This window comes from Aeromonas sp. s7(2024) (assembly GCF_040907825.1).
Classification (GTDB): domain Bacteria; phylum Pseudomonadota; class Gammaproteobacteria; order Enterobacterales; family Aeromonadaceae; genus Aeromonas; species Aeromonas veronii.
In genome coordinates, this window is record NZ_JBFOCM010000010.1 from 1 (window position 1) to 18,650 (window position 18,650).

15 protein-coding genes and 1 pseudogene are annotated in these 18,650 nt (G+C 57.9%); 7 read left to right on the top strand and 9 right to left on the bottom strand.

Annotated features, from left to right (window positions below; translation table 11 throughout):
- Positions 1-268: 268 nt before the first annotated feature.
- The 3 genes and pseudogenes from AB5Y73_RS02540 to AB5Y73_RS02550 all read right to left on the bottom strand — a co-directional run bounded on the left by AB5Y73_RS02540 (position 269) and on the right by AB5Y73_RS02550 (position 1,931).
- Positions 269-520, bottom strand: a complete 252-nt coding sequence (locus AB5Y73_RS02540) for an ogr/Delta-like zinc finger family protein (RefSeq protein ID WP_181497356.1) — start codon at positions 518-520, stop codon at positions 269-271.
- 58 nt (positions 521-578) lie between these two features.
- A pseudogene (locus AB5Y73_RS02545) lies at positions 579-1,106 on the bottom strand (phage portal protein); the annotation flags it as partial.
- An 18-nt stretch (positions 1,107-1,124) separates the two neighbouring features.
- On the bottom strand, positions 1,125-1,931 hold the full coding sequence (locus AB5Y73_RS02550; RefSeq protein WP_181497357.1) for a crotonase/enoyl-CoA hydratase family protein: 807 nt from the start codon (positions 1,929-1,931) through the stop codon (positions 1,125-1,127).
- 168 nt (positions 1,932-2,099) lie between these two features.
- Between AB5Y73_RS02550 and AB5Y73_RS02555 the strand changes: the two genes are divergently transcribed.
- The 5 genes from AB5Y73_RS02555 (at position 2,100) to AB5Y73_RS02575 (ending at position 8,357) form a co-directional block, all read left to right on the top strand.
- The gene (locus tag AB5Y73_RS02555) at positions 2,100-3,887 is read left to right on the top strand and encodes a putative nucleotidyltransferase substrate binding domain-containing protein (RefSeq protein ID WP_181497358.1); all 1,788 of its coding nucleotides are present in this window, start codon (positions 2,100-2,102) and stop codon (positions 3,885-3,887) included.
- A 2-nt stretch (positions 3,888-3,889) separates the two neighbouring features.
- A complete protein-coding gene (locus AB5Y73_RS02560; RefSeq protein WP_042079733.1) occupies positions 3,890-4,516 on the top strand; it encodes a 3'-5' exonuclease in 627 nt (208 codons plus the stop codon).
- 105 nt (positions 4,517-4,621) lie between these two features.
- On the top strand, positions 4,622-4,933 hold the full coding sequence (locus AB5Y73_RS02565) for a DUF485 domain-containing protein (protein WP_005336970.1): 312 nt from the start codon (positions 4,622-4,624) through the stop codon (positions 4,931-4,933).
- An 11-nt stretch (positions 4,934-4,944) separates the two neighbouring features.
- Positions 4,945-6,597, top strand: a complete 1,653-nt coding sequence (locus AB5Y73_RS02570) for a cation acetate symporter (protein WP_026035062.1) — start codon at positions 4,945-4,947, stop codon at positions 6,595-6,597.
- A 167-nt stretch (positions 6,598-6,764) separates the two neighbouring features.
- The gene (locus AB5Y73_RS02575) at positions 6,765-8,357 is read left to right on the top strand and encodes an ABC-F family ATPase (RefSeq protein ID WP_107683098.1); all 1,593 of its coding nucleotides are present in this window, start codon (positions 6,765-6,767) and stop codon (positions 8,355-8,357) included.
- A gap of 222 nt (positions 8,358-8,579) precedes the next feature.
- Here AB5Y73_RS02575 and ppiD read toward each other — a convergent pair whose 3' ends face one another.
- From ppiD to tig, 6 genes are all read right to left on the bottom strand, one after another.
- Positions 8,580-10,493 (bottom strand): peptidylprolyl isomerase, encoded by a 1,914-nt coding sequence (gene ppiD / locus AB5Y73_RS02580; RefSeq protein WP_162895360.1) that lies wholly within the window; start codon positions 10,491-10,493, stop codon positions 8,580-8,582.
- A gap of 150 nt (positions 10,494-10,643) precedes the next feature.
- A complete protein-coding gene (hupB, locus tag AB5Y73_RS02585; RefSeq protein ID WP_005315375.1) occupies positions 10,644-10,916 on the bottom strand; it encodes a nucleoid-associated protein HU-beta in 273 nt (90 codons plus the stop codon).
- A gap of 240 nt (positions 10,917-11,156) precedes the next feature.
- Entirely contained in the window at positions 11,157-13,511 is a 2,355-nt protein-coding gene (lon, locus tag AB5Y73_RS02590) for an endopeptidase La (protein WP_005336976.1), read from the bottom strand.
- Between the two features lie 141 nt (positions 13,512-13,652).
- Positions 13,653-14,927 (bottom strand): ATP-dependent protease ATP-binding subunit ClpX, encoded by a 1,275-nt coding sequence (gene clpX, locus AB5Y73_RS02595; RefSeq protein ID WP_005336977.1) that lies wholly within the window; start codon positions 14,925-14,927, stop codon positions 13,653-13,655.
- Between the two features lie 70 nt (positions 14,928-14,997).
- Positions 14,998-15,621: an ATP-dependent Clp endopeptidase proteolytic subunit ClpP gene (gene clpP, locus AB5Y73_RS02600; protein WP_005336979.1), complete on the bottom strand. Its 624-nt coding sequence runs from the start codon at positions 15,619-15,621 to the stop codon at positions 14,998-15,000.
- An 86-nt stretch (positions 15,622-15,707) separates the two neighbouring features.
- Positions 15,708-17,018: a trigger factor gene (gene tig / locus AB5Y73_RS02605; protein ID WP_005345092.1), complete on the bottom strand. Its 1,311-nt coding sequence runs from the start codon at positions 17,016-17,018 to the stop codon at positions 15,708-15,710.
- Between the two features lie 441 nt (positions 17,019-17,459).
- Here tig and AB5Y73_RS02610 point away from each other — a divergent pair, with 441 nt between their 5' ends.
- Positions 17,460-17,894: a YccF domain-containing protein gene (locus AB5Y73_RS02610; protein ID WP_158110079.1), complete on the top strand. Its 435-nt coding sequence runs from the start codon at positions 17,460-17,462 to the stop codon at positions 17,892-17,894.
- A gap of 92 nt (positions 17,895-17,986) precedes the next feature.
- Positions 17,987-18,577, top strand: a complete 591-nt coding sequence (yfbR, locus tag AB5Y73_RS02615) for a 5'-deoxynucleotidase (RefSeq protein ID WP_047436789.1) — start codon at positions 17,987-17,989, stop codon at positions 18,575-18,577.
- The last annotated feature ends 73 nt before the right edge of the window (positions 18,578-18,650 follow it).

Here is an 18,650-nt window from a genome sequence, read left to right on the forward strand (position 1 = left end):
GTCGGCGAAGGTAAGTTGATGACTCATGATGAACCCTGTTCCATGGCTCCAGATGACATGCATGATCTCATATCAGGGACTTGTTCGCACCTTCCTAAGGTATCAAATGATAACTACATTTGTGAGTGAAAAATTATGTATGGAGCTGATTTTTATTGGTTTTTTGATAGTGATCAGTAACGCTGAGGGGACAATGGTAAACGGCTGTGGCTATCTGAACTGGGGCTGTACCAGTGGTCATTCGTAGTGAAAAAAATCAGAGGCACTCTTATCGCGCCCCCAGTCCTTTCAGTACCAGCTGCCGTCCCTCTGGCGTCAGTGAGCCCATCAAACTCAGCACCAGCTGGTTGGTGGTCTTGGCCGAGGGGCTGAGGGTATGGGCGAACGACAAGGTGGCCACCCAACTGTGGCCACATTCTGCATCGGTGCACTGGCAGTAGAGATCCGAGACATCATCGCTCAGTCGGTTGGTCTTGGTAATGCGGCCCCGCTGGCCACACACTTTGCAATAAACCCGCATTACGCCCCCTTTTCTATCCAAATCAACAGCCTATCTTGCCACAGCAAACACTGTTTGTTTATACAGTCGAACCGATATTCTCCCGAAAATCGACCCAAAGGGGGCGAGGGAGTCCCGCACTGTTGATGGCATCCTGAATCAGCTCGCACAGCGGCAACACCTCGTTGCGGGCATAGGTGGCATCGTACTTCTCGGGATCCCCGAGCCCTCCCCCGCCATTGGTCGGGATGATACCGGCCAGCGCCGCCGGAAAGCGGTGGCTGGTCAATACATCCTGAGCGGTGATCCCCTTGATGGCCGCGAATTCATCCTTGGTGGCGATATCCCCCACAGGTATCAGCTTGATGCCATCGGGCTTGCCGTCCGGGATGTTCACAAACATGGAGCGGAAGTTCCCCACCCCCTTGCTGATCACAATCATCTCCTTCATCTCCTCCTCGGTGTCGTCATCCATGTTCGGGTCGGTGGCGTAGAAGATGAAGCCCATGTGCGCGCCGTTGAGGAAGTATTTGCGCCGAAACAGGGTGGCATCCTGGTTAAGCAGCGCCGACTGCAAGCCACCCAAGTAGTCGGGCATACCGTAGATCGCTCGTGCAGCTCGCAGTCAGAGCGGATTGCGGCGCGGCCCGAAGGGCAGCCGCCAGCGAAACAGGCTGTTAAGGGTGGCTCGCCACTGATTGGGTCGCCCCAGGATCTGCTTTTGCAGCCGGGTCTCCTCTTTGAGCATCGCCTCGTCACTGCGGGCCCAGGCCTGGCTGTAGAGCTGCTTGATCCCCGCCAGTGCATCCGGCGACTTGGTGATGAGGGTGCGGGCAAACTCCCGCGCCTCCACCAGCGGATCGGCGCAGACCCGGCTCACCAGCCCGAGGGATTTGGCCTCGACGGCATCGAGCTCGCGCCCGCTCATGGCCAGCTCCATGGCGGTATCCACTCCCATCAGGTTGCGCATGGTGACGCTGCCACTCATATCGGGGATGATGCCCCACTTGATCTCCATCACCGAGAAGCGGCAATCGGGGGTGCTGAAGCGAAAATCGGCTCCGAGCGCAATCTGCAAGCCACCGCCAAAACAGACTCCTTGGGTCACCGCAATCACCGGCACCGGCAGTTGATGCCAGCCATAGGCGACCCGCTGGGCCAGATTGGTCGCTTCGTCCGCTTCACGCTTGAGAATATCGAGCGCCGCCACCGGCTGTCTCAGCATGGATTTCACATCCAGCCCGGCGCAGAAGGCCCGCCCCTCGCCATGCAGGATCACCGCCCGCAGCCCCTTGTGCCGGGCGAGCTGCGTCAGCGTCTCGTCGATGGCACTGAACATGGCGCGGTCCAGCGCATTGAGTTTGTCCCCCCGCGTCAGCATCACTTCGGCAATCCCGTCGTGGATCTCGCACTTGACCCTTGGTTTTTCCATCTCCCTTGTCCTCTCCTTGATCCCTTAAACTGACTCACTGGTCATACCACCACGTTACCAGAGTGTGAACAGGCGGTACAGTTGAGACTAAAGTCGGCTGGTCGCCTCCCCCTCCCTTTGTCACACTGGGAGCAGCATGAGTGCCGCAAGCCAGCAGAGGACGCTGTCATGTCAACCCTGTTCAATTTTGCCAGACCACCGTTCGACCGACTGGATGAGGAGGCGCGCGAGCGGCTCTCCCGTCACCTCTCGCTCTGCTATTTTCGGGCCGGGGATCTGCTGCTAAAAGAGGGGGATGAGCCTCCCGGCCTCTATCTCATCATCAAGGGGGCGGTGGAAGAGTCGGCACCTCACCACCAGTTTGGTGATTACGGGGTCGATGATCTGTTCGATGTGCGCGCCCAGTTTGATGGCCGCTGCCGCCACAGCTTCACCGCGCTGGAAGATAGCCTCTGCCAACTCATCCCTCGCCACACCTTTCTGGCGCTCTGTGAACAGGATCCGCAGTTTGCCAGCTACTTCACCGCCAATCTGGCCGAGCGTCAGCGCCAGCAGGAGCAGCGCGAACAGCTGGGTCAGAAGAATCTGGCGGAATTTATCCTGACCCGCATCGAACCCGGCCACCTGCAGGCACCGCTTATCGTCGACAGCAAGCTGTCACTGCTGGCGGCGACCGAAGCCATGGTGAGCAAGGGGACCGATTGCCTGCTCTACCCCGCCCACGATGGCTCCCTCACGCTGGCAACCCGCAAGACCTTGCTCCACGCCCTGACCCTCAAGGGATTGCCACTAACAGCCCCCCTCTCTGTGCTGACCCCTACCCCGCTGATTGGTCTGCCGCTGGAGAGCTATCTGTTTGATGCCCTGCTGCTGATGACCCGCCATCGTATCAAGCGACTGGTGGTGTGGCGTGGCAACGAGGTGGCGGGCATCTTGCAACTGACCCAGGTGCTGGGGCTCTTCTCGACACACTCCCACGTGTTGACGTTGCGTATCGCCCGCGCCGACAGCCTGCTGGCGCTGGAGGCGGTCGCCCGTGAACAGCAGCAATTGACCCGCTCGCTGTTTGCCCAGGGGATCCACACCGCCTTTTTGATGAAGCTGATCGCCACCATCAACGAGCAGCTGATCGCCAAAGCCTTTGCGCTGGTGATCAACCCCGAGGTGCAGGATAAGGTTTGCCTGCTGATGCTGGGCTCGGAGGGGCGTGGCGAGCAGATCCTCAAAACCGATCAGGACAACGCCCTGATCCTGCCAGAGGGGCTGACATGGCCCACCCAGACAGCCGATCTGGCCGAATTCAGCGCCCTGCTGGAGCGCCTCGGCTACCCCCTCTGCCCCGGGCAGGTGATGGTGAACAATCCGGCCTGGGTAAAAACAGGCAGCGAGTGGCAAAGCGCCATTGCCAGCGCCTGCACCACGGCAAAAGAGGATGAGCTGCTCTGGCTCGCCACCCTGGCCGATGCTCACCCCATCGCGGGGGATCGCCAACTGCATCTGCCGGTTGCCAGAGCGCTGCGCGAGCAGTTGGCGGACAGACGGGATCTGCTGGCGGAGATGGTGCGACCGGCAGTGGCCTTTCATGCCCCCCTCACCCTGTTTGGCCGGCTGGAGCAGCCACCGGAAGGGCTGGATCTGAAGCGGGGCGGCCTGTTCCCGCTGGTACACGGCATCCGGATGCTGGCCCTTGAGGCAGGCATTCTGGAGACTTCAACCCTTGGGCGTATCGATGCGCTGGTGGCCGCCGAGCGGCTCAGCGCCGACTATGGCAGCAATCTGGCGGAGGCGTTCCGGCTCTTTATCCGGCTGAGGCTACGCAGCCAGCTCAAGGGGAGCGGTAGTCGGGTGCAGACAAGCGAGCTCAGCCACAGCGAGCGGGATCTGTTGCGCCAGGCGCTGCATCAGGTGAAGAAGTTCCAGCAATGGCTCACCTTGCACTTTCGTCTGAGACAATAGCCATGTTGAGCCGCGTTCGACGCTACTGGTATGGCCGCGCGTTCCGAACGGGCGAGTTCGCGCCGCTCTTTGCCACCCCACCGGAAGATGAACGGATCGCCCTCGATTTCGAGACCACCAGTCTCGATCCCGAGCAGGCCGAGATCGTCTCCATCGGGGCGGTGCGCATTCAGGGTAACCGGCTGCTGACCGGCGAGGCCCTCGCCATCAAGGTGCAGCCACCGGCCAGCCTGACCAGCCAATCGGTGGTGATCCACGGTCTGCGCCATCAGGATCTGCAACAGGGAATGGAGCTGGAAGCCGCGCTGCGCCTGCTGCTTCACTTTATCGGCCCCCGTGAACTGGTGGGCTATCACATCGCTTACGACCTGCGCATTCTCAATCTTGCCTGCCAGAAATTGTGGGGATTGACCCTGCCTCAGCGAGGGATCGAGGTGAGCCAGCTCTATCACGACCACCTCTATCGCCGCTATCCCGATGCGGCTATTGACCTCCATTTGAGTGCCATCTGCAGCCACCTTGAACTGCCATCCCTGCCTGCCCACGATGCCCTTGCCGATGCCACCACGGCTGCGCTCATCTATCTGCGCCTGACCTGCGGCTCGCCACTGGCTTATCCCAAAGTCTAATTGTCGACAAATAACATTTAATTCACATTTTACTTACATGAGCAGATCCCCTGCTCGTCGGGGTTACCCCATCCACCGCTGACACTCATGTCATGGAGAACTGCAATGGAACAGCAAAGCTATCTGAGGATCCAGCAAGATCCCAACTTCCAGGAGCTGGTCGCCAAGCGCCAGCGTTTTGCCTGGGCCCTCTCGGCTCTGATGCTGGGACTCTACCTGGCGTTTATTCTGCTCATCGCCTTTGCCCCCGGTTGGCTCGGCACCCCGCTCAGCGACAGCACCACCGTCACCCGTGGCATTCCGGTCGGGGTGGGACTGATCCTCTCCTCTTTCGTATTGACCGGCATCTATGTGTTTCGGGCCAACGGCGAGTTTGACGAGCTGAATCAGAAGATCCTCAAGGGAGTGCAGTCATGAGCGCAAAAAGCATGAAAGGCAAGTGGCTGCTGTTGGCCTCACTGGCCTCCTCCCCCCTGCTGGCAGCGGATGCGCTGACCGGCGAGGTACAACGCCAACCCCTCAATGTGTCGGCCATCGTGATGTTCGTGGTCTTTGTAGCCGCCACCCTGTTCATCACCTACTGGGCCTCCAAGCGCAACCGCTCGGCTTCTGACTACTATGCCGCCGGTGGCCGTATCACCGGCTTCCAGAACGGTCTGGCCATCGCCGGTGACTATATGTCCGCCGCCTCCTTCCTCGGGATCTCCGCGCTGGTCTACACCTCCGGCTACGATGGTCTGATTTACTCCATCGGCTTTCTGGTGGGCTGGCCCATCATCCTGTTCCTGATCGCCGAACGGCTGCGCAACCTCGGCAAATACACCTTCGCCGATGTCGCCTCCTACCGTCTCAAGCAAACTGAGGTGCGTACCCTCTCCGCCTGTGGTTCGCTGGTGGTGGTCGCCCTCTACCTGATCGCCCAGATGGTCGGTGCCGGCAAACTGATCGAGCTGCTGTTTGGCCTGCAATACCATGTGGCCGTGGTGCTGGTCGGTATCCTGATGGTGCTCTACGTGCTGTTTGGCGGCATGCTGGCCACTACCTGGGTGCAGATCATCAAGGCAGTGATGCTACTCTCCGGTGCCAGCTTCATGGCCATCATGGTCATGAAATCGGTCAACTTCGATATCGGTGCCCTGTTTAGCGAAGCGGTCAAGGTGCACGAGAAAGGGATCGCCATCATGAGTCCGGGTGGCCTGGTTGCTGACCCCATCTCCGCCATCTCGCTCGGGCTGGCATTGATGTTCGGTACCGCCGGTCTCCCCCATATCCTGATGCGTTTCTTCACCGTGAGTGACGCCAAAGAGGCGCGTAAATCGGTGTTCTACGCCACCGGCTTTATCGGTTACTTCTACATCCTCACCTTCATCATTGGCTTTGGCGCCATCTTGCTGGTCAGCACCAACCCGGCCTTCAAGGACGCCACCGGCGCCCTGCTGGGCGGCACCAACATGGCAGCCGTCCACCTGGCCAATGCGGTTGGTGGCAGCCTGTTCCTCGGCTTCATCTCCGCCGTGGCATTTGCCACCATTCTGGCGGTAGTTGCCGGATTGACCCTGGCGGGAGCCTCTGCGGTCTCCCATGACCTCTATGCCAGCGTGTTGAAGAAGGGCAAGGCTAACGAGACCGATGAACTGCGTGTCTCCAAGATGACGACTCTGGTGCTGGGCGTGGTTGCCATTGGTCTGGGGATCCTGTTCGAGAAGCAGAACATCGCCTTCATGGTGGGTCTGGCCTTCTCCATCGCCGCCAGCTGCAACTTCCCGGTACTGTTCCTCTCCATGTTCTGGTCACGCCTGACCACCCGTGGCGCAGTCTACGGTGGCTGGCTGGGACTGGTGAGCGCCGTAACCCTGATGATCCTGGGCCCGACCGTGTGGGTGAAAGTGCTGGGCCATGCCCAGGCCATCTTCCCCTACGAATACCCTGCCCTCTTCTCCATGGGGTTGGCCTTCGTCGGGATCTGGTTCTTCTCCATCACCGACAGCTCCCAGAACGCCGCCGACGAACACGCCAAGTTCTTGCCGCAGTTCGTTCGCTCCCAAACCGGGCTGGGTGCCTCTGGCGCCACCTCCCACTAACAGATCAAGTTCATCCTTCCAAGCCGGCTTCATGCCGGCTTTTTTTATTGCCCATCAATCGGCTGCACGCCCCGCTTGCCCCGATCAAGATCACACTTCTCGCTAAAACTTTCGGGGGATCTGTGCCATAATGCGCGCCATTTGACAGACCAATCGGGACACATACCTTGTTAAGTAGCAACAACATCACCATGCAGTTCGGCGCCAAGCCGCTGTTTGAGAACATCAACGTCAAGTTTGGCGGCGGCAACCGCTATGGCCTTATCGGCGCCAACGGCTGTGGCAAGTCCACCTTCATGAAGATCCTCGGCGGTGATCTGGAGCCCACTGGCGGTAATGTGAGCCTGGACGTCAACGAGCGCATCGGTAAGCTGCGTCAGGATCAGTTCGCCTACGAAGATATGCGCGTACTGGACGTGGTCATGATGGGTCACACCGAGCTGTGGGCGGCCATCGCCGAGCGCGATGCCATCTACGCCAACCTCGAAGCCACCGACGACGACTACATGAAGGCCGCCGAGCTGGAAGGTCTGGTTGCCGAGTATGACGGCTACACCGCCGAAGCGCGCGCAGGCGAGCTGCTGCTGGGTGTCGGCATTCCGCTCGAGCAGCACAACGGCCCGATGAGCGAAGTGGCCCCAGGCTGGAAACTGCGGGTGCTGCTGGCACAGGCGCTGTTCTCCAACCCTGACATCCTGCTGCTGGACGAACCGACCAACAACCTGGATATCAACACCATTCGCTGGCTGGAGCAGGTGCTCAACGAACGTGAAAGCACCATGATCATCATCTCTCACGACCGTCACTTCCTGAACTCTGTCTGTACCCACATGGCGGATCTGGACTACGGCGAGCTGCGCGTTTACCCGGGCAACTACGACGACTACATGCTGGCCGCCACCCAAGCGCGCGAGCGTCTGCTGGCCGACAACGCCAAGAAGAAGGCCCAGATCGCCGATCTGCAATCCTTCGTCTCCCGTTTCAGCGCCAACGCCTCCAAGTCCCGTCAGGCGACCTCTCGTCTCAAGCAGATCGACAAGATCAAGATTGAGGACGTCAAGGTCTCCAGCCGCCAGAACCCCTTCATCCGCTTCGAGCAGGACAAAAAGCTCTATCGCAACATCCTGGAAGTGGAAGGTGTATCCAAGGGTTATGGCGACGGTCCCCTGTTCAAGGGCCTCAACATGATGCTGGAAGTGGGTGAGAAGGTCGCCATTCTGGGTACCAACGGTATCGGTAAATCGACCCTGATCAAGACGCTGGTCGGGGATCTGGCACCGGATACCGGCACCATCAAGTGGTCCGAGAACGCCCAGATCGGTTACTACGCCCAGGATCACGCCGAAGATTTCGACACTGACCTCAACGTGTTCGACTGGATGGCCCAGTGGAAACAGGATAACGAAGACGAGCAGGCTGTGCGCTCCGTATTGGGTCGTCTGCTCTTCTCCCAGGACGACATCAAGAAGCCGGTCAAGGTGCTCTCCGGTGGTGAACAGGGCCGCATGCTATTCGGCAAGCTGATGATGCAGCGCCCCAACATCCTGATCATGGATGAGCCGACCAACCACCTGGACATGGAATCTATCGAATCCTTGAACCTGGCCCTCGAGATGTACAAAGGCACCCTGATCTTCGTCTCCCACGACCGCGAATTCGTCTCCTCTCTGGCGACCCGCATCCTGGAGCTGAGCGAAGATGGTATCCGCGACTTCGGCGGCACCTACGAGGATTACCTGCGCACCCAGGGCGTGGTATAACCCAACTCCTGCGCAAGTGCGCAATGCAAAACCGGCACTCAGGTGCCGGTTTTTTTATATCCCGTTTTTAGACGACTGAGATGGCGTATAACCGCGGTGTGACTACACGCCACAGAACAGAGCACAGAGCACAGAGCACAGAGCTTGAGTCTCCCCCTCTTGCCCACAGATAAAAAAACGGCTCCATCAAGGAGCCGTTTTCAATGGATTGCGCAGTGCCGATTACTCGACGGTCGCTTCCACACTGGTGAAGTACTCGATCTTGGCTGCTTTGCGCAACTCGTCGATCAGAGACTTGTAATCCACCTGGGCTTTGCCCTGACCCAGCTGAGCTTGCAGCATGGCGGCCATGCCGGATGCTGCGGCAGGGACGTTGACCTTGTCCAGCGCAACCACAACGCGGTCACCATTGGTCTCGGCAACCAGAGCCACGCTCGGCTTGCCGTCGATCGGATGGGGCAGCGTGAACGCCTGGGCAATCAGGTTCTGATCCAGCTCGCGATCGAAGCGGGCAACCCCTTTGTGGGTCTCCACTTTCAGACCGAGTGCAGTCAGATCGGCTGTGATGCTCTCACCGACTTTCAGCTTGTCCAGCAGGCCCTGGGCCTTGCCACGGGCCACTTCACTGGCCTTGTCATGCTTGATGGCTGCAATCACCTGCTCTTTCACCTCGGCCAGCGGCTTGACCGCTTTGGGCTTGTGACCAGTGATGTGCAGCACCAGCGCCTTGCCGTCAGCCAGCTCGATCACGTCGGAGTTGGTGTTGTCATCGCGCAGCTGTTCGGAGAACGCTACGGAGAGCACCTTGGGATCGTTCAGCGGAGCCGGAGCAGTCGCCTGGGTGAAGAAATCGGAAGATTGAACCTTCATCCCCATGGCATCAGCGGTCAGATCCAGTGAGTCAGGGTTTTCGAAGCTGTTGTCAGCCATCTTCTGCTGCTCGGCGAAGAATTTCTCCTTGGCCTTGTCAGCTTGCAGACGAGTGATGGTCTCTTCTTTCACATCGGCAAACGGCTTGGTCTGGGCTGCTTCAACCCCCAGCAGCTTGATGATGTGGAAACCGAACGGGCTCTTCACCACGCCGGAGAGATCGCCAGCCTTGTTCAGGGCGAACGCGGCTTTCTCGAAGGCCGGATCCATCACCCCTTTCTCGAACCAGTCCAGCTCGCCGCCTTTTTTGGCAGAGAAGGTATCGGAAGAGTCAGCCTTGGCCAGCGCAGCGAAATCCTCACCCGCTTTGGCTTTGGCCAGCACGGCTTCAGCTTTCTGCTCGGCCGCTTTCTCGTCCTTGCCAAACGGGATCAGGATGTGAGCCACGTGGCGACGTTCGGCACGCTGGAACAGATCCTGGTGCTGATCGTAGTAATCCTGGGCATCCTGTTCGGTGACCTTGATATCCTTGGCGAGGTTGGCGGCGTCCAGCAGCAGATAGTCAACCTTGACCTGCTCGTCGTTCATGAAACGGGCGCCATTGGTCTTGTAGTACTGCTCCAGTTCGTTGTCGGAGACCTGAACATCATCCACATAGTTGGCGGCAGCCAGACGCACCAGGCGCAGATCGCGAGTCTGGTTGTAGAGCTTGTCGAGCTGCTCTGCTTCACCCTTGAGGGAGAATTCGGTGCCCAGCAGGGCGCCCATCAGCTGTTGACGCACCATGTCCTGACGCAGGGAGTCACGGAACATTTCAGGAGTCATGCCGGCACGACGGATCAGCTGCAGATAGCGGTCATTGTTGAACTTGCCGTTCTCGGCAAACTCCGGCATGGCTACGATGGCTTGCTTGATCTGTTCGTCACTGATACGCAGACCCAGTTCACGGGCCTTGCTGTCCAGCAGCGCCTGATCGATCAGGCGATCCAGCACACCGCGACGGAACTGTTTCATGTAATCGGGGTTCGCGGCCAGCTGGCTGAATGCCTCTCCCATCTGGGATTCCATGCGGGCGCGCTCGTTACGGTAGGCATTTTCCAGTGCCGCAGCACTGATCTCGGTGCCATTGACGGTGGCGGGGGCGGTACGGGCCGGGCCGTTCAGGTAACTACCTACACCAGCCAAGGCAAAGGAGAGGATGATCAGGCCCAAGATAACCTTGGCTACCTTGCCCTGCGCCCCTTCGCGTAGTTTATCCAACATCATGTTTGTACTTATGCTCCCGAACTCGATGGGCGTAAATAATGAAAAGGCGCACCGATTGCGATGCGCCTTGGTCAATCAGTATGAGAGAAGACTCTCTAACTTGTCTGGTCTGCGACCAAGGACGGTAGCCGACGGATATCAGCGACCGACTTAGTTAACAGCGTCTTTCAGGGCCTTACCGGCTTTGAAGGCAGGAACTTTACCAGCAGCGATTTCGATGGTCGCGCCAGTCTGCGGGTTACGGCCTGAACGGGCAGCACGCTCGCGTACAGCGAAAGTACCGAAACCAACCAGAGCAACCTGGTCACCCTCTTTCAGCGCTTCACCAACAGCATCAATGAAGGCATCCAACGCACGGCCAGCGGCAGCTTTGGAGATATCGGCACCGTCTGCAATCTTGTCAATCAGTTGAGATTTATTCACTCTTATATTCCCCTTTTATCAAACACCGCTGCGGCGCTGATTTCCCTGGCCACAACAAGTGGAGGTTTTATAGCAAGCCTCCTGATCAGTTGCAAGTGACAATCTGGCGCAAACCCGCGCCACACAACGCATTGCGACTCATCACGAGTACCCGATCGGTGGTCAAGGCTACTTCCGTTATCGGGCGCATGCAAGCCTTAACCACCCGCCGAATGCGCCAAATTTGCGGCGCATCAACATTTACACGACAGAAACGCGCTCAAACCCCTGTGGATTGTCCTGCAACGCCAATTCCAGCACCTCGTCAATCCAGCGAACCGGATAAATTTCAAGGTCTTGTTTGACGTTTGCCGGGATCTCCTCAAGGTCACGCTCGTTCTCTTTCGGAATAAGCACTCGCTTGATGCCGCCACGGTGGGCTGCCAGCAACTTCTCCTTGAGACCACCGATGGGCAGCACTTCGCCGCGCAAGGTGATCTCCCCTGTCATCGCCACATCAGCACGAACCGGATTACCGGTCAAGCTGGAGACCAGGGCGGTACACATGGCGATACCGGCGCTCGGACCATCTTTCGGGGTTGCCCCTTCCGGTACGTGCACGTGGATATCACGCTTCTCGTAGAAGTCGGCGTTGATGCGCAGCTTCTCGGCACGGGCCCGTACGACCGTCATGGCCGCCTGGATGGACTCCTGCATCACGTCACCGAGAGAACCGGTATAAGTGAGCTTGCCCTTGCCCGGCATGTTGGTGGTCTCGATGGTGAGCAGATCGCCCCCCACTTCGGTCCACGCCAGACCACACACCTGTCCCACCTGGTTCTGGTCAGTGGCCTTGCCGTAATCGAAACGCTGCACCCCGAGGAACTCCTTGAGGTTCTCCTGATTGACCTGAACATGCTTGATGCTCTTGTCCAGCAGGATGCGCTTGACCGCCTTGCGACAAATCTTGGAGATCTCGCGCTCCAGACTCCGCACCCCCGCCTCACGGGTGTAGTAGCGGATCACTCCGACCAGGGCAGAATCTTCGATGGTGATCTCGGACTCTTTCAGGCCGTTGCGCTGGATCTGCTTGGCAACCAGATGCTGCTTGGCAATGTTGAGCTTCTCATCTTCGGTGTAACCGGAGAGGCGGATCACTTCCATCCGGTCCAGCAAGGGACCCGGGATGTTCATGGAGTTGGAGGTGGCCACGAACATGACGTCCGACAGGTCATAATCCACTTCCAGATAGTGATCGTTGAAGCTGTTGTTCTGTTCCGGATCCAGCACTTCCAGCAAGGCGGATGCGGGATCGCCACGCATGTCCGAGCTCATCTTGTCGATCTCGTCGAGCAGGAACAGCGGGTTCTTCACGCCGACTTTCGCCATCTTCTGGATGAGTTTGCCGGGCATGGAACCGATATAGGTACGGCGGTGACCGCGGATCTCCGCTTCGTCACGCACCCCACCCAGAGCCATCCGCACATATTTGCGGCCTGTCGCCTTGGCGATGGATTGGCCCAGCGAGGTCTTGCCCACACCTGGAGGCCCAACCAGACAGAGGATGGGGCCCTTGAGTTTGTTCACCCGTGCCTGTACTGCCAGATATTCGAGGATGCGATCCTTGACCTTCTCGAGGCCATAGTGATCGGCATCCAGCACCTCTTGCGCCTTGCCAAGGTCTTTCTTGACCTTGGATCGCGCCTTCCACGGCACCTGTACCATCCAGTCCACATAGCTGCGCACCACGGTAGCCTCGGCGGACATGGGAGACATCATCTTCAACTTGGCAAGCTCGGCCTGGGCCTTTTCACGGGCATCTTCCGGCATGCCAGCCTCTTCAATCTTGCGATTGAGGGCTTCAAACTCATCCGGGCTATCTTCCAGCTCACCCAGCTCTTTCTGGATGGCCTTCATCTGCTCGTTGAGGTAATACTCGCGCTGGCTCTTTTCCATCTGCTTCTTGACGCGAGTACGGATGCGCTTCTCGACCTGCAGCAGGTCAATTTCCGACTCCATCATCGCCATCAGGAATTCGATGCGCTCGGAAACCGAGACGATCTCCAGCACCTTCTGCTTGTCTTCCAGCTTGAGCGGCATGTGGGCCGCCATGGTGTCAGCCAGACGCGCAGCATCGTCGATCGCCGAGATCGAGGTCAGTACCTCGGGCGGGATCTTCTTGTTGAGCTTGATATAGCCTTCAAACTGGCCGATGGCGGAGCGAACCAGCACTTCCTGATCCTTCTCCTCAATGGCTTGGGAGGGAATGTACTGGGCCTCGCAGACAAAGAAATCCTTGTCGTCGATCATCCGCTCCAGGCGGGCACGCTGTCCCCCCTCTACCAGCACCTTGACGGTGCCGTCCGGCAGCTTGAGCATCTGCAGAATATTGGCCACTGTCCCGACGGTGAAGATCTCCTCCACCGTTGGCTCATCGGTTGACGCATCCTTCTGGGCCACCAGCAGAACTTTCTTGTCCTGCTCCATGGCCGCTTCCAGACAGCGAATGGATTTTTCCCGCCCCACAAAGAGTGGAATGACCATGTGGGGATAAACCACCACGTCACGAAGAGGCAGGACGGGAATCTCGATGCGTTCTGAACGCTCTAGGTTCATATATGTCCTCTCGGCTTGTTATACCGTTGGCAAAGCGCTTGGCTGAGTATATGGGGGCGCTGAGATGAGATTCAATCGCCGAAACCGTAAAAAGCATGAAAGGGGCAAAAAGCCCCTTCCATTTGATTAAAAATCAGACATTTACTCTGATGCAGCAGCTTGGGTTTCGGGATTCTCGTAGATCATCAAGGGCGCAGAGTCCCCTTTGATCACGGTCTCGTCGATCACCACCTTGCTGACCCCTTCCAGAGAAGGCAGGTCATACATGGTATCCAGCAGAACGGCTTCCACGATGGAACGCAGACCACGAGCACCGGTTTTACGCTCCATCGCCTTGCGGGCAATGGCGTTGAGTGCGTCGTCACGGAACTCCAGCTCGACCCCTTCCAGATCGAACAACGCCGCGTACTGTTTGGTCAGCGCGTTTTTCGGCTCTTTCAGGATCTGGATAAGGGCAGACTCGTCCAGCTCGGTCAGGGTCGCGACCACCGGCAGACGGCCGATGAACTCGGGGATCAGACCATATTTGATCAGATCTTCCGGCTCCACCTTGGCGAAGGTTTCGCTCAGGGTGGCCTTGGCATCCTTGGATTTCACCTCGGCGCCAAAACCGATACCGGTTCCCTTCACGGAACGCTGCTCGATCACCTTGTCCAGACCGGCAAAAGCACCGCCACAGATGAAGAGGATCTTGGAGGTATCAACCTGCAAGAACTCCTGCTGCGGATGCTTGCGACCACCTTGCGGCGGCACGGAAGCGATGGTCCCTTCGATCAGCTTGAGCAGTGCCTGCTGTACCCCTTCCCCGGAGACATCTCGGGTGATGGAGGGGTTGTCCGACTTGCGGGAGATCTTGTCTATCTCGTCGATGTAGACGATGCCACGCTGGGCCTTCTCCACGTCGTAGTCGCACTTTTGCAGCAGCTTCTGGATGATGTTCTCCACGTCCTCGCCCACATAACCGGCTTCGGTCAGGGTGGTCGCATCGGCCATGGTGAACGGCACATCCAGCAGACGAGCAAGCGTCTCGGCCAGCAGGGTTTTACCGCTACCGGTCGGGCCAATCAGCAGGATGTTGGACTTGCCGAGCTCCACACCACTGTTTTCGCCGCTGTTGCGCAGACGCTTGTAGTGGTTGTAGACGGCAACGGCCAACACCTTCTTGGCATACTCCTGCCCGATCACATAGTCATCGAGATGAGCGCGGATCTGATGAGGGGTCGGCAGCTCGTTACCATCGCGCTTGGGAGAGATCTCGCGGATCTCTTCGCGGATGATGTCGTTGCACAGCTCGACGCACTCATCACATATGTAGACGGAAGGGCCAGCGATCAGCTTGCGCACTTCATGCTGGCTTTTGCCGCAAAAAGAGCAGTAGAGCAGCTTATCACCCTCACCCTTGCGTTTCTCTGTCATTCAGCAACCTCGTTTTATCAATAGAGGATGGATCGGCCTGTTGAGTTTACAACAGACCGGGACACCCTGCTCAGCTACGCTGGCTCAGGACACCGTCTACCAGACCATAGGCAACGGCCTGCTCGGCGGACATGAAGTTGTCACGATCGGTGTCACGCTCGATGGTAGCCATGTCCTGACCGGTGTGGAACGCCAGGCGCTCGTTCAGGGTATTTTTAATCTTCAGGATCTCCTGGGCGTGGATCTGGATATCAGATGCCTGACCCTGGAAGCCACCCAGCGGCTGGTGGATCATCACACGGGCATTAGGCAGGCAGAAACGCTTGCCCTTGGCGCCACCGGCCAGCAGGAAGGCACCCATGGAGCAGGCCTGCCCCATGCAGACGGTGCTGACATCCGGCTTGATGAACTGCATGGTGTCGTAGATGGACATGCCCGCAGTCACCGAACCACCCGGCGAGTTGATGTAGATATAGATGTCCTTGTCCGGATTCTCGGACTCGAGGAACAGCAGCTGGGCAACCACCAGATTAGCCATGTGATCTTCAACCTGACCAGTCAGGAAGATCACCCGCTCTTTCAGCAGACGGGAGTAAATATCGTAGGAACGTTCACCCTTGGCAGTCTGTTCGACCACGATGGGGACCAGCGCATTGCTGGGAGAATCGGTCATATCGTTATAGTTCTTGTACATAAGGCATTGTCCCTAAAATAAAATGGCCCGAGTGGAGATCACACGAGCCATTATACTTAACAGTCTTGACCTTAAGTCAAATGTTCTTAGGCAGCGGCGCCAGACTTGTTGATCACTTCGTCAAAGGCAACTTCTTTTTCGGTCACTTGCGCTTTGGACAGGATCAGGTCGATGGCTTGATCTTCTACTGCCAGGTTACGAACGCCGTTCAGCATCTGTTCGTTCTTCTGGTAGTACTCGATCACTTCCTTCGGATCTTCGTAGGCAGTCGCCATGGACTCGATGATGCTGTTTACACGGGCATCGTCAGCCTTGATCTCGTTGGTGCGGATCACGTCACCCAGCAGCAGGCCTACGCGTACACGACGCTCGGCTTGAGCCTGGAACAGTTCAGCCGGCAGCTCGGGAGCGTTGCCGCCCTGGAAGCCACCGAAGCGCTGCAGAGCCTGCTGACGCAGTGCGTCGATCTCTTGAGCAACAGCTGCTTTCGGCAGGTCGATTTGGTTTGCTTCAACCAGACCGTTCAGAACCTGCTCTTTCACGCTGTTTTTCAGGGCTTGAGCCAGTTCGCGCTCCATGTTCTTGCGCACTTCGGCTTTCAGCTCTTCAACAGAACCGCTTTCGATACCGAAACGCTTCACGAACTCTTCGGTCAGCTCAGGCAGGATCTGCTCTTCAACCTTGATCAGCTTGGAAGCGAACTTGGCTTCTTTGCCTTTCAGGTTTTCAGCGTGGTAGTCAGCCGGGAAGGTCACTTCGATGGTGAACTCGTCGCCCGCTTTCTTGCCCAGGATGGCGTCTTCGAAGCCCGGGATCATGCGGCCAGCGCCCAGCACCAGGTTGAAGCCTTCAGCTTTGCCGCCGTCGAACTCTTCACCGTCGATGGAACCGACGAAGTCCATGGTCACACGCATGCCATTGGCAGCGGCAACATCGGCATCAGCCCAGGTAGCGTGCTGCTTGCGCAGGGTGTCGATCATGTTGGCCAGATCTTCGTCCTTCACGGTCGCAACCGGCTTCTCGACCTTGATGGTCTCGAGACCTGCAACTTCGAACTCCGGATACACTTCGAAAGTGGCGGTGAATTCGAAATCCTGACCTTCTTTGATCTCTTTCGGATCCATGGTCGGGGCACCGGCCGGGCTCAGTTTGTTTTCGATGATGGCTTTGATGAAGTTGCTCTGCATCATTTCATCAGCAACGCGGGCGTGAGCCATGGCGCCGAACATCTTCTTGATGATGGCAACCGGAGCCTTGCCAGGACGGAAACCGTCGATGCGACGAGTTTTGGCCAGGCCATTCAATTCTTTACGCACAGCGGCGTCTACGGTAGCGGCCGGTACAGTGATGGTAAGACGGCGTTCCAGACCCTGGGTTGTCTCTACAGAAACTTGCATTCTTCTACCTCGTTCAACTCAGCACTGTGTGCTGACCCTTTATTGCCCCTGGGCAAAGCCCGGAGTCTTCCTGTTTATAAAGACAACGATATGTCTTTGTGATGAGAAAATATGACGCGGCATTATAGCGGCGCACTTTGGTCGAGTCGAGCCACACATCCCCCACATTGAGCGGCGTGCAAGCACAATTCGTGTAAAACTGCCCTTTATATGGGGAGAGAGGTGCCCGACTTCAACTATTCGATGGCAATAATTTTGCGTTTGCTCACCTTTTTTCATCCGAACGCCACTTTATTACCCATCTTTCGCCGAAAAACAGCCCACCGTTGCGGGCGGCGACTCAATTTGACCAGCCAAATGGCGATTGGACCAATCAACCATTGCGTCCCTACCCCTCCCTCGTTATGGTGGCAACCAAATTGATGATCTGGAGTCACTCACATGGCCTTTTTCCGCTTCTTGTTCAATCTGCTCTGGTTTGTACTGGGAGGTATCTTTATGGGCCTGGCCTGGTGGCTGGCCGGTCTTGTCTGCTTTATCTCGCTGGTCGGCATCCCCTGGGGACGTGCCTGCTTCGTGATCGGCACCTTTACCTTCTTCCCGTTTGGCAAGCAGGCGGTCAATCGCAAGACCATGACCGGCCAGAGTGATATCGGCACCGGCACGCTGGGGCTGATTGGCAATATTCTCTGGTTCGTGCTGATCGGTGTCTGGCTGGCCATCGGCCACATCGCTTCCGCACTGGCCTGCTTCGTGACCATTATCGGTATCCCGTTCGGTATCCAGCACCTCAAGCTGGCACTCATCAGTCTGGCGCCCATCGGCCAGATGATAGTGACCAACCAGGAGGCGGAATCGGGCCGCTATATCCGCTAAACACGGGAAATGCGCGGGCAGACGCTGCCCTGCAACGAAAAAAAGGGCAGACTAGGGTCTGCCCTTTTCTATTCTCTTTTGTTGAGGCCATCATGTTACCCAGCCACTTTTTCGCCAATCTCGCCCGCATGAAACTCATCTACCGCTGGCCCCTGATGCGCAACATCCAGCCGGAAAACATCGCCGAGCACAGCCTGCAGGTGGCCATGGTGGCCCATGCCCTCGGCATCATCAAAAATCGGCTGTTTGGCGGCAGCGTGAATGCCGACCGCGCCGCCGTGATGGCCCTCTACCACGATAGCAGCGAGGTGCTGACCGGCGATCTGCCCACCCCGGTCAAATACTTCAATCCCGAGATCGCCCGCGAGTACAAGAAGATAGAGCTGGCCGCCGAACAGCGTCTGCTTGGCATGCTGCCGCCGGAACTGGTGGAGGACTTTCGCCCCCTGCTCGATTCGGCAGCCCAGGATGACGAGCTGGCCAGGCTGGTCAAGGATGCCGACACCCTCTGCGCCTATACCAAGTGTCTGGAGGAGATCAACGCGGGCAACCGGGAGTTCGAACCGGCTCGCAAGCGCCTCGAGGCCATGCTGGCAGCGCGGATGAGCGATGAGATGCGCTACTTTATCGACACCTTCGTAGCCAGCTTCTCCCTGCCGCTCGATGAGCTGAACGCGCACTAAGCCAGTCTACACGACCTGAAAACAGCAGGGCCCGCCGGTTTGCACCGGCGGGCCCTTCGTTATTTATGGCGCA